The organism is Streptomyces sp. RFCAC02, assembly GCF_004193175.1.
In the GTDB taxonomy this organism is placed as follows: domain Bacteria; phylum Actinomycetota; class Actinomycetes; order Streptomycetales; family Streptomycetaceae; genus Streptomyces.
The window spans coordinates 5,202,145-5,216,063 of record NZ_SAUH01000001.1 but is presented as its reverse complement, the minus strand read 5'-3'; the positions used below and the strand labels follow the sequence as shown (position 1 = coordinate 5,216,063).

The 13,919-nt window shown below is 72.3% G+C and carries 17 protein-coding genes and 2 CRISPR repeat arrays; of the genes, 11 read left to right on the top strand and 6 right to left on the bottom strand.

The genetic code is table 11. The features are described 5' to 3' along the window. Positions 1–94: 94 nt before the first annotated feature. On the top strand, positions 95–1,051 hold the full coding sequence (locus tag EMA09_RS24135; protein ID WP_129843070.1) for a GntR family transcriptional regulator: 957 nt from the start codon (positions 95–97) through the stop codon (positions 1,049–1,051). A gap of 99 nt (positions 1,052–1,150) precedes the next feature. Then, positions 1,151–1,555: a peptidase inhibitor family I36 protein gene (locus EMA09_RS24130; RefSeq protein ID WP_129843069.1), complete on the top strand. Its 405-nt coding sequence runs from the start codon at positions 1,151–1,153 to the stop codon at positions 1,553–1,555. A 55-nt stretch (positions 1,556–1,610) separates the two neighbouring features. Here the strand turns inward: EMA09_RS24130 and EMA09_RS24125 are convergent, their stop codons facing one another. Further along, positions 1,611–2,144 carry a winged helix-turn-helix domain-containing protein gene (locus EMA09_RS24125; protein WP_129843068.1) on the bottom strand — a complete coding sequence of 178 codons (534 nt, stop codon included), beginning with the start codon at positions 2,142–2,144 and terminating at the stop codon, positions 1,611–1,613. Positions 2,145–2,576: 432 nt separating this feature from the next. On the opposite strand from EMA09_RS24125, the gene EMA09_RS29500 reads away from it, so the two are divergent. From EMA09_RS29500 to EMA09_RS24105, 4 genes are all read left to right on the top strand, one after another. After that, a complete protein-coding gene (locus tag EMA09_RS29500; RefSeq protein ID WP_346655852.1) occupies positions 2,577–2,675 on the top strand; it encodes a putative leader peptide in 99 nt (32 codons plus the stop codon). 88 nt (positions 2,676–2,763) lie between these two features. Next, positions 2,764–3,261 (top strand): cysteine dioxygenase family protein, encoded by a 498-nt coding sequence (locus EMA09_RS24115; RefSeq protein ID WP_129843067.1) that lies wholly within the window; start codon positions 2,764–2,766, stop codon positions 3,259–3,261. Next, positions 3,261–3,674, top strand: coding sequence for a rhodanese-like domain-containing protein (locus EMA09_RS24110; RefSeq protein ID WP_129843066.1), 414 nt, complete (start codon positions 3,261–3,263; stop codon positions 3,672–3,674). Before EMA09_RS24115 ends, EMA09_RS24110 begins: the two co-directional genes overlap by 1 nt. 39 nt (positions 3,675–3,713) lie before the next feature. Then, positions 3,714–4,265, top strand: coding sequence for a GNAT family protein (locus EMA09_RS24105; RefSeq protein ID WP_240796541.1), 552 nt, complete (start codon positions 3,714–3,716; stop codon positions 4,263–4,265). Positions 4,266–4,287: 22 nt separating this feature from the next. Here EMA09_RS24105 and EMA09_RS24100 read toward each other — a convergent pair whose 3' ends face one another. Beyond that, entirely contained in the window at positions 4,288–5,517 is a 1,230-nt protein-coding gene (locus EMA09_RS24100; RefSeq protein WP_129843065.1) for an SAV2148 family HEPN domain-containing protein, read from the bottom strand. A gap of 123 nt (positions 5,518–5,640) precedes the next feature. Here EMA09_RS24100 and treY point away from each other — a divergent pair, with 123 nt between their 5' ends. After that, complete coding sequence (gene treY / locus EMA09_RS24095; RefSeq protein WP_129843064.1) at positions 5,641–8,049, top strand: malto-oligosyltrehalose synthase; 2,409 nt, start codon at positions 5,641–5,643, stop codon at positions 8,047–8,049. A 50-nt stretch (positions 8,050–8,099) separates the two neighbouring features. On the opposite strand, the gene EMA09_RS28505 is transcribed toward treY, so the two are convergent. The 4 genes from EMA09_RS28505 to EMA09_RS24075 all read right to left on the bottom strand — a co-directional run bounded on the left by EMA09_RS28505 (position 8,100) and on the right by EMA09_RS24075 (position 12,516). Further along, positions 8,100–9,113 (bottom strand): DUF2599 domain-containing protein, encoded by a 1,014-nt coding sequence (locus EMA09_RS28505; protein ID WP_168220795.1) that lies wholly within the window; start codon positions 9,111–9,113, stop codon positions 8,100–8,102. A 197-nt stretch (positions 9,114–9,310) separates the two neighbouring features. Next, positions 9,311–9,705: direct repeats of the CRISPR family, unit length 29 nt; unit sequence GGGACCATCCCCGCGCGTGCGGGGAGCAC. An 84-nt stretch (positions 9,706–9,789) separates the two neighbouring features. Continuing rightward, positions 9,790–10,587 (bottom strand): hypothetical protein, encoded by a 798-nt coding sequence (locus EMA09_RS24085; RefSeq protein ID WP_240796540.1) that lies wholly within the window; start codon positions 10,585–10,587, stop codon positions 9,790–9,792. A 102-nt stretch (positions 10,588–10,689) separates the two neighbouring features. After that, a CRISPR array of direct repeats spans positions 10,690–11,267; the repeat unit is 29 nt; unit sequence GGGACCATCCCCGCGCGTGCGGGGAGCAC. 139 nt (positions 11,268–11,406) lie between these two features. Beyond that, entirely contained in the window at positions 11,407–11,646 is a 240-nt protein-coding gene (locus tag EMA09_RS24080; RefSeq protein WP_206305996.1) for a DUF397 domain-containing protein, read from the bottom strand. After that, complete coding sequence (locus EMA09_RS24075) at positions 11,647–12,516, bottom strand: helix-turn-helix transcriptional regulator (protein ID WP_129843063.1); 870 nt, start codon at positions 12,514–12,516, stop codon at positions 11,647–11,649. 276 nt (positions 12,517–12,792) lie between these two features. On the opposite strand from EMA09_RS24075, the gene EMA09_RS24070 reads away from it, so the two are divergent. The 4 genes from EMA09_RS24070 to EMA09_RS24060 are packed head-to-tail and all read left to right on the top strand — an operon-like array spanning position 12,793 to position 13,890. Continuing rightward, positions 12,793–13,149, top strand: coding sequence for an ATP-binding protein (locus EMA09_RS24070; protein ID WP_240796539.1), 357 nt, complete (start codon positions 12,793–12,795; stop codon positions 13,147–13,149). Beyond that, a complete protein-coding gene (locus EMA09_RS29345) occupies positions 13,146–13,274 on the top strand; it encodes a hypothetical protein (RefSeq protein WP_276324201.1) in 129 nt (42 codons plus the stop codon). The genes EMA09_RS24070 and EMA09_RS29345 overlap by 4 nt, the downstream gene beginning before the upstream one ends. After that, positions 13,271–13,642, top strand: a complete 372-nt coding sequence (locus EMA09_RS24065; RefSeq protein WP_129843061.1) for a hypothetical protein — start codon at positions 13,271–13,273, stop codon at positions 13,640–13,642. Before EMA09_RS29345 ends, EMA09_RS24065 begins: the two co-directional genes overlap by 4 nt. A gap of 26 nt (positions 13,643–13,668) precedes the next feature. Continuing rightward, positions 13,669–13,890 carry a hypothetical protein gene (locus tag EMA09_RS24060; protein ID WP_129843060.1) on the top strand — a complete coding sequence of 74 codons (222 nt, stop codon included), beginning with the start codon at positions 13,669–13,671 and terminating at the stop codon, positions 13,888–13,890. Positions 13,891–13,919: the final 29 nt, after the last annotated feature.

Sequence of the window (13,919 nt, the reverse complement as noted above, 5' to 3'; positions counted from 1 at the left end):
CCCGAACTCCCCGCCTGTACTAGGGCAGACACGGTCCGTGGGGCATTGCCGCTGCTACCCTCTGCGCTAGTACAGGGCAGGGAGGCGGCAGGACGTGACGAAGGCCACACACGGGGGCGGCGATCCGCCGTACCTGCGCATCGTCGCCTCGATCCGGCGGCGCATCGCGGACGGTGGACTGGCCCCCGGCGACCGGGTCCCCTCGACCCGGCGGATCGCCGAGGAGTGGGGCGTCGCGCTCGCCACCGCCACCAAGGCCCTGACCACCCTGCGTCTCGAGGGACTCGTCGAGACGCGGCCCCGCATCGGCACGGTCGTCGCCGGTACCGCCCCCGCCCCGGCCGCCCGCAGACGCGCCGTCCCCGACCCGGAACGGGAGCTGAGCCTCGACCGGATCGTGCGCGCCGCCGTCCTGATCGCCGACGCCGAGGGGCTCCCGGCGCTGTCGATGCGCGGCGTCGCCGCCCGGCTCGGCGTCGCGCCGATGTCGATCTACCGCTATGTCCCCAGCAAGGACGAGCTGGTCCTGCTGACGGCCGACGCCGCGTTCGGCGAGGAGACCTACCCGTCGGACGCCCCCGGCGACTGGCGCTCCCGCGTCGAACTCGGCGCCCGGATCCTGTGGCGCGTGTACCGGCGACACCCGTGGCTGGCCCAGCTCGGCTCCCTCACCCGCCCGCTGCTCGTGCCGAACCTGATGGTCCACGCGGAGTGGATCCTGAGCGCCCTCGACGGCCGCGGTCTCGACCCGGTCGCCCAGTTCGACATCCACGTCCTGCTCTACAGCCACGTCCAGGGGCTCGCGGTGCACCTGGAGATGGAGGCGCAGGCCGAGGCGGCGACGGGCCAGTCGGAGGACCAGTGGATGAACAGCCGCGCCCCCGACATGCGGGGCCTCGTGGAGTCCGGCCGCTTCCCGACGTTCGCCCGGCTCGTCGGCTCCTTCGCCGACGGCTACGACCTGCGTCTCGACGTGCTCTTCGAGGCCGGTCTCACGGCGCTCCTCGACGGCCTGACACCCGTGGTCGAGGGCCGCGCAGCCCCCGCCTGACCCGTCCGGCCCACCTGACACGCCGTGCACGCCCCCTCCCCCGCGCCGCCGATTCCCGATAACGTCCCCGGCGGATCTCGAGTCAAGGAGTGTGTGCGGATGAGGAACACGATGCGTGCCCTTGCCATGCTGGCGGCGGCCGGGGTCGCGGTCGCGCTGCCGGTCTCCACGGCCCAGGCGGCCGACGGGTACGACCGGTGCCCCGACGGCCACTACTGCATGTTCTCGGGCCTCGACGGCACCGGCGACATGATCGCCCTGCAGGCCGACACCCCGGACCTCGCGGCGCTCGGCATGGACGACCGCGCCAAGTCGGACTGGAACCGCACCGGTTCGACCATCCACCTCTGGTCGGACGCCGACTACTCCGGCTGCACGGCCGTCACTTCGGCCGGGCCGACCGGCAAGGGCAACTTCTTCTCCGACTACCGCGACTTCTTCAGCTCCGTGCAGTTCGACGGCCCCGGCGGCCCGAGCTGCGGCACCCCGCCCGGCGAGGGCTGATCCGGCGGCCGGTCCCCGTGCCCGCGGCCTGCGGGTACGGGGGGCCGGCCGGTGGTCAGGCGGCGGGCACGTACTTGTAGCCGACGCGCCGCACCGTCACGATGCGCTCGCGATGGGCCGCGCCGAGCTTGCGGCGCAGGCGCGCGATGTGCACGTCCACGGTCCGCTGGTCGCCGACCGGCCCGTAGCCCCAGATCATGGAGACGAGCTGCTCGCGGCTGTAGACCCGGTGCGGGTGCCCCACGAGGTGCGCGAGCAGTTCGAACTCCAGGTAGGTCAACGGGACATGGCGCCCGTCCACGGTGACGGTGCGCTCGTCGCGGTCCACCGTGATGGCGGACGGCCCGGCGTGCCGCGGCACGGCGCGCACGGCCTCCGGCGGCGGCGTGCCCTGCGCGGAGAACAGTTCGCCGAGCCGGTCCGGCGCGGTCCCGGCGGGTGCCAGGACGAGGTAGCCGACGAGCGGCACGGCGCCCTCGCCCGTGGCGGGGACGTGCGCGCTCTGCGGGAGCACCGTGACGGTGAGGTCCGAGAGCGCGGCGAGATCGGGAACGGTCGACAGGTCGGGCAGGGCGGTCAGGTGCCGCATGGTCGGCTCCCCTCCAGTGGTCGGGACCGGGCCGCCGCGGCGTCGTCTTCGACGGGGGCGGCGCACCGGGAGGCGGCGGGGTCCGGGGGTGCCGGGGCTCGCCGCGTGTGCGGGACAGTCGGGATCCCGGCGTCCGGCCGACGGTGGTCCTCCCGTGCGCGGAGCGGCGCGCGCCGACGGGGCGGTGCGGGCGGGGAGGGAGGAGTCAGCGATGCGGGACGCCGGGGAACGGCGGCCGGTCCTGGCCGCGTTCAGCGAACGCCGGCACAGATCGCGCTGGCCTGCCGCCGGAGATCGACGTGCAGCCGCGCCACGAGAAGCTCAGCCTGACTCACGGTACTTGACGATGCCAGCGCACCGGTGTCCCGTCAAGACGGGCGGCCGTGGACAGGGCTTGACCGGCGGCCCGGCCTGGCTGTACACCTTGGCGCCATGCCGACCAGCGAACGCCTCGTCACCCGCCGACACGTGGACCTGCTCCGCGTGGCGGGCGCGCTGTGTCGTGCCGGCCGCAGCCCCCGCCGTCACTGAGCCGGGGCCGACCCCGCCCCGCGGCCACCGCCGGGCACGGCCGTCATCGCCGCCCACCTTTTCTCCGCACCACCCGAACGAGGCACCCATGTCCGCACCCTCCCCTGCCCTGCGCACCCCGCACACCGCTCCCCTCACCCCGGCCCGGCTCGCCGACATCGCCCGGGGGTACGCCGCCCGCTCCGACCTGTGGCGGCCCAAGGTCCGGTTCACGACGCCGGACCGCTGGTACGCGCGCCTCGACCACACCGACACGTTCGAGGTGTGGCTTCTCACATGGCTGCCGGGCCAGGGCACCGAGATCCACGACCACGGCGGCTCGTCCGGCGCCTTCACGGTGGTCGACGGCACCCTGACGGAACGCTCCTTCGGCGACCTGGACGGCGACCACGCCCCCGTCTCCCGCGCCCTCGCGACGGGGGAGCTGCGGTCGTTCGGCCCCCGGTACGTCCACGAGGTGACCAACCGGGGCACGCGCCCGGCCGTCAGCGTCCACGCCTACGGGCCCGCACTCGCCACCCAGTCGTTCTACGCCTGGGAGTCCGCCGGACTGCGGCTCCTGCGCACCGACGCGGTGGAGGACTGATGGCGGGGGACGTCGTACCGGGGATCGACGCGCGGCTCGCGGCCGAGCGCCGCGGTCTCGACCGGCTGACGCCGCGCGAGGCGTACGAGGAGGCCGCGGCGGGCGCCGTGCTCGTGGACACGCGGCCGGCGTTCCAGCGCGCGGCGGACGGCACGGTGCCGGGCGCGCTCGTCATCGAGCGCAACCACCTGGAGTGGCGCTGCGATCCGACGTCGGGCGCCGCCGTGCCGGAGGCGACGGGACCCGACGTGCGGTGGATCGTGCTGTGCGACGAGGGGTACGCCTCGTCGCTGGCCGCCGCGTCACTGCGGTCGGTCGGCCTGCGGCGGGCGACGGACGTGGCGGGCGGCTTCCAGGCATGGCGCCGGGCCGGCCTGCCGGTCACCCCGCCCGGCGGGAGCGCGTCCGGTTAGGCTGGCCCCCGGATCGAACGGGCGAGCGAGGAGCACGGTGTGGTGAACGGCGCGGGCGTACCCGGACCCACCGACAACGGCCTCGTCCTGCGCGCCTGGGCGCCCGGCGACCTGGCGGCGGTGCGCGAGGCGTTCTCCGCGCCCCTGATGGAGCGGCAGTTCGGGAAGCCGTTCCCGCCGGACGGCGTGGTCGACGACACGGCCGCCGCCCACTGGCTCGCCGCGCGCGCCGCCGAGCGGGAGGCCGGCGTCGCGTACTCGTTCGCCGTGACGGACGCCGGCGCCCTCGTCGGCTGCGCGGCGGTCGGCGCCGTCAACCGTACGCACGACTCCGGCTGGGTCTCGTACTGGACGGTGCCCGCCGCGCGCGGACGGGGCGTCGCGGGCGCGGCGGTGCGTTCCCTGGCCGCCTGGTGCTTCGGCGACCTCGGCCTGCACCGCCTTGAGCTGGGCCACCGCGTGGACAACCCCGCGTCCTGCCGGGTCGCCGTGGCCGCCGGCTTCGCCGTCGAGGGCCTGCAGCGCGCGAAACTCCGCTACGGCGACACCCGCCACGACGTCGAACTCCACGCCCGCCTCGCCGACGCCTGACCACCGCCCCCGCCGCCGCACGTCACGACACGGCCCGCGAGTCCTCCCACATCCACTCGAACTCCTCCCGGTACGTCTCGAACAGCGTCGGTTCCCCGTCCACCGCCGGCTCCTCGCGCCGTATCACCGAACGCCCGGCCCGCCGCAGCACCAGCGCGGGCGTCTCCATGCCCCGGCTGCGCCGCAGGTACGACTGCACGACGGCGACACCGCCGGGACCGTCCGCGTCCACGAAGTACGCGCTGAACCGCGGCGTGTCGTCGAACACCCGGATCTCGAACGCCTCCGGGTCCCGCACCCGCGCACGCACCCGCCGCACCTGGAGGATGTTCGTCTCGACGAGCCGTCCCAGCTCCCCGCGCTTCATCCCCAGCTCCCGCTCGCGGCGCCGCATCGCGCCGCCCGCCGGGTTCAGGAACAGCAGCCGCACCCGGCACCCCGACTCCGCCAGCCGCAGCAGCCGCCGCCCCGGATAGTTCTGCACGAGCAGCCCGAGCCCCGTCCCCACCGCTTCGAGCCGCCGCGCCCCGCCGAACAGGTCCTCGGCCGGAAGCTGCCGCTGGAGCCGCACCCGGTCGGGGTGCGCCCCCGCCACATCGGTGAACCGGTCCCCCACCAGCCGCTCCACCGCGTCCGCCGGGAGCCGCGCGTGCTCCGGCGGCGCGCCCTGGTCCAGGAGCCGCAGCAGGCGGGCGCAGCCGCGTTCCGCCTGGTCGAGGACGGCGCGGCTGATGCCCCGGTTGCGCGTGACGGCGCTGCGGGCGGTCTCCAGCTCGTCGAGTGTCAGCTCCAGCTCGCGGCGGTTGTCCAAATACGGCGCGAAGCAGGGCCAGTGCTGCACCATGAGTTCCCGTAGCTGAGGGAGCGTCAGGAAGGCGAGCACCGTGTCATCGGCAGGATCGAGCACATGTCCTCTGCGGCGGCTCACCTCGCGCAGGGCCGCGGCGCGCCGCACCCACTCCTGGCCGGCCGGGCCGGCCGCCGCGATCTCCCAGTCGTCGCCGTGCACCGGCTCGTACACCGGCCGCAGGACGGCGGCGACGACGGACCGCAGGCGCTGTTCGAGGAGGTTGAGCCACACGTACGCGCGGCCGGCGCGCTCCACGCGGGTGCGGACCTCGGACCAGTCGTCCGGCGACCACTCCAGGTCGGTCCCGATCTCCACCGGTCGGGGGACGGTGACCGCGCCGGGCTGCGCCTCGGCGGTCTCCTCCCCGTTCCCCGAGGGCAGTTCCAGCCCCGAAGAGCTCACCGCCTGCACCGCCTTCCGCCCCGCTGATGGATCAAGGAAGCCTACTGCGGCGCGTACGGGGCACGCAGCTCGCTCGTCGCCCCCGGGCGCTTGCGCGGGCGGCGCCCTGGGCAGAGGTCCAGCATGACGACGCGCCGTACGCCCTCGTCCACGTACCGGGTCCAGCTCGGACCCGCGTTCCCGTTCGCGGCGGCCGAGGAGATCGTGCCGTACGCCGCGTCCCTCGGGGTCACGCACCTGCACCTGTCGCCCGTGCTCGAGGCCGTGCCCGGCTCGGAGCACGGGTACGACGTGACCGACCACCGCCGGGTGCGGGAGGAGCTGGGCGGCGAGGCCGGGCTGCGGAGCCTCGCCGGCGCGGCCCGCCGGCACGGCCTGGGCATCGTCCTCGACATCGTGCCCAACCACATGGCGGTCCCGGCCGCGGCCGACCTGAACGCGCCGCTGTGGGACGTCCTCGCGCACGGCCCGGGCGCGGCGCACGCGCACTGGTTCGACATCGACTGGGAGGCCGGCGGCGGGAAGGTGCTGCTGCCGGTCCTCGGCGGCCCCCTGGGCGACGAGCTGGCGTCCCTGACCGTCGAGGACGGCACGCTGCGCTACTGGGACCACCGCTTCCCGCTGCGGCCCGGCACCGAGCACCTGCCCGTCGCGGAGCTGGTCGAGGCGCAGCACTACCGGCTCGCGTGGTGGCGCCTCGGCCGCACCGAGCTGAACTACCGGCGCTTCTTCACCATCTCCGACCTCATCGCCGTGCGGGTCGAGGACCCCGGGGTGTTCGACGCCACCCACGCGACGGTGCTGCGGCTCGTCGCCGACGGGCTGGTGGACGGGCTGCGGATCGACCACCCCGACGGGCTCGCCGACCCTGGCGCGTACCTGCGGCGGCTGCACGAGCGCACCGGCGGCGCGTGGATCGTCGCGGAGAAGATCCTCGGCTCGGGCGAGCAGCTCCCCGCGTCGTGGCCGATCGCCGGCACCACCGGGTACGACGCACTGCGGCACGTCGACGCCGTCCTCACCTCCGGGGCGGGGTGCGAGCGGCTGACGGAGCACTACCGCACGTTCACGGGCGCGCCGCCGGACCTGGGCGGCGTATGGGCGGAGACGGTGCGGCGCGCCGCGTACCGCATGATCACGCGCGAGCTGGCCGCCGAGACGGACCGCCTCGCGCGGGCTGCCGGGGCGGCCTGCCGCGCCCTGCCGGAGCTGCGGCTGCGGGACCACGCGCCGTGGGCGCTGCGCACGGCCCTGGTGGAGCTGCTGGTCGGGCTGCCGGTGTACCGCCCGTACGTGACGGCGGACGGCCCGGCGTCACCGGTGGACACGGCGCTGCTGGCGACGGCGGCCGACGGGGCGCGGGCCGCGTTCCCCGTGCCGGGCGAGGCGGCGGCGGTGGACACCGTGCGGGACCTGGTGCTCGGCGGGTTCGGGCGGGCGGGGGACGAGGTGCGGGTGCGGTTCGCGCAGCTCGCGTCGGCGCTGCGGGCCAAGTCGGTGGAGGACACGGCGGGTTACCGGTACGCGCCGCTGCTGTCGGCGGCCGAGGTGGGCGGCGAGCCGGGCACACCGTCGCTGCCGCCGGCCGCGTTCCACGCGTTCTGCGCGCGCATGCAGCGGGACTGGCCGCTGACGGGCACCGTGCTGTCGACGCACGACACGAAGCGCAGCGGCGACGTGCGGGCGGCCCTGGCGGCGCTCTCGGAGGTGCCGGACGCGTGGGCGGCGCTCGTCACACGCCTGACGGAGGAGACGGCATCGGCCACCGGGGTACGCGCCCCGGATCCGCACCTGGCGTGGACGGTGTGGCAGACGGCGTACGCGCTGGGCGGCGGGGCGGAGGGGGAACGGCTCGGGGACACCGTCGTGAAGACGATGCGCGAGGCGGCCCTGCACACGACGTGGACGGAGCCGGACGAGGCGTACGAGAGCGCGGCACGCCGGTTCCTCGCGGCAGGCCCCGGCGGCGCGGCGGGCGGCGAACTCGCCGCGTTCGTGCGGGACGTCGCGCCCCTCGTCCGGGCGAACGTGCTGGGCGCGGCGCTGCTGCACCTGACGATGCCGGGCGTACCGGACGTGTACCGGGGCAGCGAGACGCTGTACACGGCCCTGGTGGACCCGGACAACCGAAGGGTCCCCGACCTGCCGGTGGCACGCCTCGCCGCCCTGGACGGCGAGGCGGGCACACCGGCCGACCTGGCGGACGAGAAACTGCGGTTGACGGCGACGGCACTACGGCTGCGCCGCGACCACCCGGAGTGGTTCGGCCCCGAAGGGGACTACCACCCGCTGGAGGCGGAGGGCGAGGGAGCAGACCACTGCCTGGCCTTCACGCGCGCGGACCGGGTACTGACGGCCGTGACACGCCTCCCCGGCACCCTGGCGGAAAACGGCGGCTGGACCACCACTCACCTGCAACTCCCACCGGGCACATGGCACGACACCCTGACCAGCCAAAACTGGTCGGGCACGACACCACTGACAGCCCTATTCGCAACAACCCCGGTGGCACTCCTGGTACGCATGCCCTGACCGCACCGGGTGCCCTCCCCGCAGCCCGGACGGAGGGCACCCGATCTCCGTCAATCCCAGTTGCACCAGTGGCCCAGGAAGAGGATCGGGTCGAGTGCGTCCTCCATCCCGATGTCGGCGCGCCACGACTCCAGGTCCCAGCTGTCCTGGGTGTTCCACTCCCCCGGGAAGATCTGGTCGGAGAAGGCAGCGTGGCAGGCGAACTGTTCGTACATGGACCGGTGTTCCGTCTCGCTCACGCCGTTCGGGTAGGGCGCCATGGACCAGATCTGGTTCCAGGCGCCCACGAAGTCGGTGCGACCGTTGATGAATCCGCTTTCCGTGGGGTAGGCGCGGACGACGACGTCGCCCGACCCGACGGGAATCTCGACCCGGGTCTCCGTGAACCAGTCGGTCCCCGCGGTGCCGGAGTAGCCCACGCACTCACCGGTGCATCCCTCGACGCCGTTTCCTGCGCTCCAGAAGAGGGTCGAGTTGTTCGAGGAGAAGGTCTGGTAGATCGACTTGTAGTCCTCGTCCCAGCCTTCGTCGGAGGTGGGGTAGCCGAACGGGCCGCTCTCCCAGCCGTACTCGCCCCACAGCCGGCCGATCTCGCCCCAGACGGGGTGGGCGCCGTTGGAGAGGGTCGGGTGCCAGTAGACGGTGCCGCCCTCGAACTCCTGCCGCTTCCCGAGCCCGTCCGGGTTGGTCAGCTCGTCATCGACGGGGTACCCGAGGTCCCCTTGTTCCCAGCCGAGGGAACCCCACTTGTCGAGGATGGCGCCCCAGACGGGATGCGCGCCGGTCGTGGGGGTCCAGTAGATCGAGCCGTGCTCGAACGTGTTGTAGCGACCCCGCCCGTCCGGGGTGACAAGCTCGCCGGACGTCGGACAGCCCAGTGGGGAGGTCTGGCGCCCCATCTGGTCGTACTTCACCAGGATTTCGCCACCGACCTGCTGCCCGCAGATCTCCTCGGCCGCCGCCGGGACGGCCTGAACGGTCAGCACGGCGAGAACGGCGGCCAGGACGACGGCCGCGCCCCGGAACAGAGCGGCCGGGCGGCGTAACAGTGGCGTGGGGGTCATCGAGCGAGGCTCCTCTTCACTGGTCCCGATCACGCGCTACGGCGCGCACGCACGGCCGAACCCATCCCGGCCGGCGGGGAGACCTACCCCGCCCTCACCCCCAACCCGCCACGACCGGCCAAACAAACGCAAAAACCGCCCACTTCCCGTACACCGACGGCCAGAACAGCAGGAAACACCGACAGAGAACGTGGGTCAGACCCATCCCCGCGCGTGCGGGGAGCACAAGGACGCGCACGAGCGGGAGTACCGCGGCGCGGGACCATCCCCGCGCGTGCGGGGAGCACTCACAGCCGGAACGCGCCGTGCAGATCGCGCAGGGACCATCCCCGCGCGTGCGGGGAGCACATCGGCCGCCTGTTCCTGGGCCAGGAGGAGCAGGGACCATCCCCGCGCGTGCGGGGAGCACTCCAGTGCTTCGTCAGCCGACGGGGCCAGATCGGGACCATCCCCGCGCGTGCGGGGAGCACGTCGGGTGGTCAGACCCGGCGCCGTCGCTGTCGGGACCATCCCCGCGCGTGCGGGGAGCACGGCGGGCGCCCCCACGCACGTCGGCACGTCCGGGGACCATCCCCGCGCGTGCGGGGAGCACACTCGCCGACCTGGGGTTTTAGGCGGCGGAGAGGCCGGAAAACATGAACTTCGCCGAGTCCGGCATTCTTGGCGTATGGGGTGATCAGTTTGTGGCCACACCCCGGTGATCCGCCCAGGCTTCGGCAGCGGCCACCATGGCTCGCAACCAGGATTCGTCTCCACGCCGTTCGGCCATCTCGCGCCACATGCGGACCATGGCACGCGCGAAGGCGTCGACGGCCCTGCGGTCTGCGCTGTCCCATGCTGCGTTCCCAGTCAGCCAGGAATCGGCCTCCTCGGCGGTATGGCCGGCGGAGACGAGCTGCACGGCGAGCATGGACGGGTCGATGAACCCCGCGCCGCGTGTGGGCCACGACCAGTCCACGACCCAGGCTCGGTCGTCCCTGATAAGTACGTTGCGCGGGTGGATATCCGCATGAAGAAGTGCGTCGCCCCGGAACATCCGGGCCTCGTCATCTCCGACGAACCGGTTCCACCTGTTTTCACGCCATTCTTGGGCGACCGGTGGACACGCCAGCGCACTGATGCGGTTCAGCGCATCCGCGACCAGCGGCAGATCGGGTGATCCCGGATCGAAATCAGCGTGCCGGCCGTCAACCAGCTCAAACCCGAGGAGGATCCAGTCTCTGTCTTCCACCGCCCAGCGCAACACGGGCGAGACCGGCTGAACATACCGATTGATCAGCCGTTCTCGAATGATCGAGTCCCTTCTGCCTCCCGGGCGATTCCACATGCCCTTGACGAAGAACTGCCCGGCCTCGCCCTTCACCAACCCGGTGAAATGAGAACGTTCGGCTTCCCGCAGATGCCTTACCTCCGTCACCTCCCCGGTGTGGGCACGCATCAGGGGCCACAGCTCTGGCGCGGGCTCCAACTGCACGCTTCCCTCATCTCTTGGGGGGACATTCATTACTCGGGTACCCCGGGCCGCACTCATCGTTCGGCCGCAGCGCGGATCGCACACCTCATCCGGTGACACGAATCGACCATCCCCGCGCATGCGGGGAGCACGTTCCCGCAGCGCCCTGCACGAGCCGGGTGTCGGGACCATCCCCGCGCGTGCGGGGAGCACCGCATCTCCAGGTGGACCGCGGACTTATGGGTGGGACCATCCCCGCGCGTGCGGGGAGCACCGGGAGAGGGACCCCCCTCCCGTAGGTGCCTGAGGACCATCCCCGCGCGTGCGGGGAGCACGTGCCGCAGTTCAGCGATCTCGCGGCGACGGCGGGACCATCCCCGCGCGTGCGGGGAGCACCCCCGGAGTTGAAGGAGGAAGACGAGCGCCTGGGGACCATCCCCGCGCGTGCGGGGAGCACGAGCAGAGGCTCGACGCCAGTGAGCGTCACCCGGGACCATCCCCGCGCGTGCGGGGAGCACAAGGACTCCGGCATCGGCTACCTCAAGTCCCGGGGACCATCCCCGCGCGTGCGGGGAGCACGACCCGCGTCTGACGAGCGCCGTCGACGAGTTGGGACCATCCCCGCGCGTGCGGGGAGCACCCCTGGAGCGCCGCCGCATCCTGCGGGCTGAGGGGACCATCCCCGCGCGTGCGGGGAGCACACTCGCCGACCTGGGGTTTTAGGCGGCGGAGAGGCCGGAAAACATGAACTTCGCCGAGTCCGGCATTCGTAGCAAAGGGGTCCTGATGTCCCTCCGGGTGCGAGAACGCCCGTGTAGACCCGCACTCATTGGGTCACGTTCAGCCTGCGGCCGGGACGTCGAACGCGCCGCCCTTGGCCGCGCTGATGAACGAACGCCACGCAGCGCATGAGACGTAAGCGGGAGCAGCCCGCCGGTCCTTGGTATCGCGTACCCCGATCACCGGCGCACTCCCACCCATACCGACCTCGACACAGTTGCTGTCGTTCGCCGTGAAAGAACTCGTGCGCCAGGCGATACCCCGCAGATCGGCTGCGTGCATGTCGGTCCGTTCGGGCATTCAGATCATCTCTTTCTCGACTTGCTCGATCCGCTCAAGGCTTTCTTCTTGCGTCAGTGCAGCACTCCGCAGATTACGGTGAAGACGATTCAACCGGCGAACCGTTAGAGCATCGTCGCGGAAACGGTTACCCCCGGCCGTTTCCATGAATGCCACGTCCGAATCCGTTCCGTCCCCCATGCCGAACAGGATGAACGCACCGCAGGCGGCGCCGGTTTCGCCCGCGCTGAAGGGGATGACCCGGAACTCGACGTGCGGCAGAGCACACGCATCCTTCAGTGCACGAAGTTGGCCCCGCATCGTCGCCACTCCTCCGACCTGCATCCGGAGTGCAGCCTCATTGACAAGCACGCCGAGTTCCAAAGGAGTCGCTTCTCGGAGTCTCTCCTGCCGAGTCATTCTGACCTCGACCAAGCTGTCAACCTGGTCAGGCCCCAGCGCCGCGAAGCCAGTAGCCGTGACGGCCCGCGCGTACGACTCGGTTTGCAGCAGGCCGGGGATGAAGAGCGGTTGGTACTCAAGACTCGTTACGGCTTCGGCCTCGTAAGTCATGAACTCGCCGTAGCTCACCGAGACCACGTCTCCGTGGGCGTGCCACCACGGCGCCACGCGCTGGCGTCCCCTGATCATCAGCTCGTGCAGTTCGCTGCGTTGTTCCGGCGCCACGCCGAAAAGGTCCATCAAGGCTTCGAAGTCCCGCTTCGAGCAGGCTCGCTTGCCCAGCTCTATGCGGCTGATCTTGGACAGGTGGCAGTCCAGATGCCCGCCGACCTCCTCGGCCGTCATCGCATGGGCATCGCGCAGCTTCCGCAGCGCGCCACCGAGCTTGCGTCGGGCAGCAAGAGGTCCACTGCTGGACACGACAGCCATTGCCATCCCCTCACGTGACAGTCCGGAGCCTTGAGGCTACCCGAGCGTGGCCACCCGGTCCCTCATCCGGGCGAACAGATGGCAAGTAGCCATTCTTGGGTCTGGCTCGCGCTAGCATCACCTCCAACGTGATCCCGCGACGCTGCGCATCTCTTCGATGACTCGTTGTGCGTTGTCGCGGGTGTGGTCTGCGTGCGTTCGGGAGGGTTCATGGTGGGTCGGGCTCAGGTGGCTGAGCGTGGACAGCGGGTGTTCGCGTGGGAGTTGGTTGCGCGGGTGAGTGGGGTTGAGACGTGGCGGCGGACCGTTTCGCTCGTGCTGCGGGACTGGGACGCGTCGCCGGATGCCGTCGAGGTCGTGCGGCTCGGGGTCTCCGAACTCCTCGGGAACGTCGCGCGGCATGTGCCGGACCCGTGGTGCCGGTTGCGGCTGGTGTGGCGTGGTGGGCAGGTGCGGGTGGCGGTCTGCGACCGGTCGCCGGTCATGCCCCTGATCCGTGAACCGGACTGGCATGCGGAGTCGGGGCGCGGCCTGTGGCTGTTGCGGTCGGTGGCGCGGGAGTTCGGGTGCGAGCCGGGGGTGCGGGGCGGGAAGACCGTCTGGTTCCTGACCGGCGAGGCGGTGGGGGCGTGACCGTCCTCGGGCAGGTGCTGGCGGTGGTGGCGTTCGTCGCGGCCGGGGCGCTGCCGGGAATGTGGGGCCTGCTGCTGTGGATCGTGCGCACGCTGGGGGCGTCGGCGGACGAGGGGCCGTCGTGAGCGGGCCGCAGTTCGTGTGCGGACGGCGGGTACGCCTGCCGCCGTCGTTCCTCCTCCTCCCCCTCGACGCGCCCGCGCGGGTCGTCAGGTGCGAGCTGGCCGAACACCCGCCGGACCACGAGCACATGGCTTTCGCCGCCGAACGCCCCGGCTCCCGCGACGAAGCCGTCTGGGCCGCCTGGGCCGACACCGACTCCGAAGTCCGCTTCCACGTCCTGCCCGACTGCGACACCGGAAACGATGCGTCCGCCGGGCCGGAAGAGGAGTTCTGCACCCTCTACGCCGGCCACATCCCCCGCTGCTCCTGGGCCATCGAGGACCCCGAGAGCGCCGTCGAGATGCTCCTCGCCACCCTCCCACCCCTCTGACTCCCGTATCGACAAGGAGACCCGCGATGGTCAGCGCCCGCACCCGCCTCCGCCAGGCCCTCCGTACCGCCGCCGAGGAAAGCAAGGAGGAGATCATCGCCGCCTACCTCGACGGCGAAAGCCTCAACTCCCTCTGCCGCCGCTGGGGCGTCTCCAGCACATGGCTGACCACCCGCCTCGACACCTGGGGCATCCAACGCCGCACCCAGGCCGAGGCCTTCGCGATCCGCCGGAAGCGCGGGACCTGAGCGGACGGACGGCACCACGAACGCGGGCG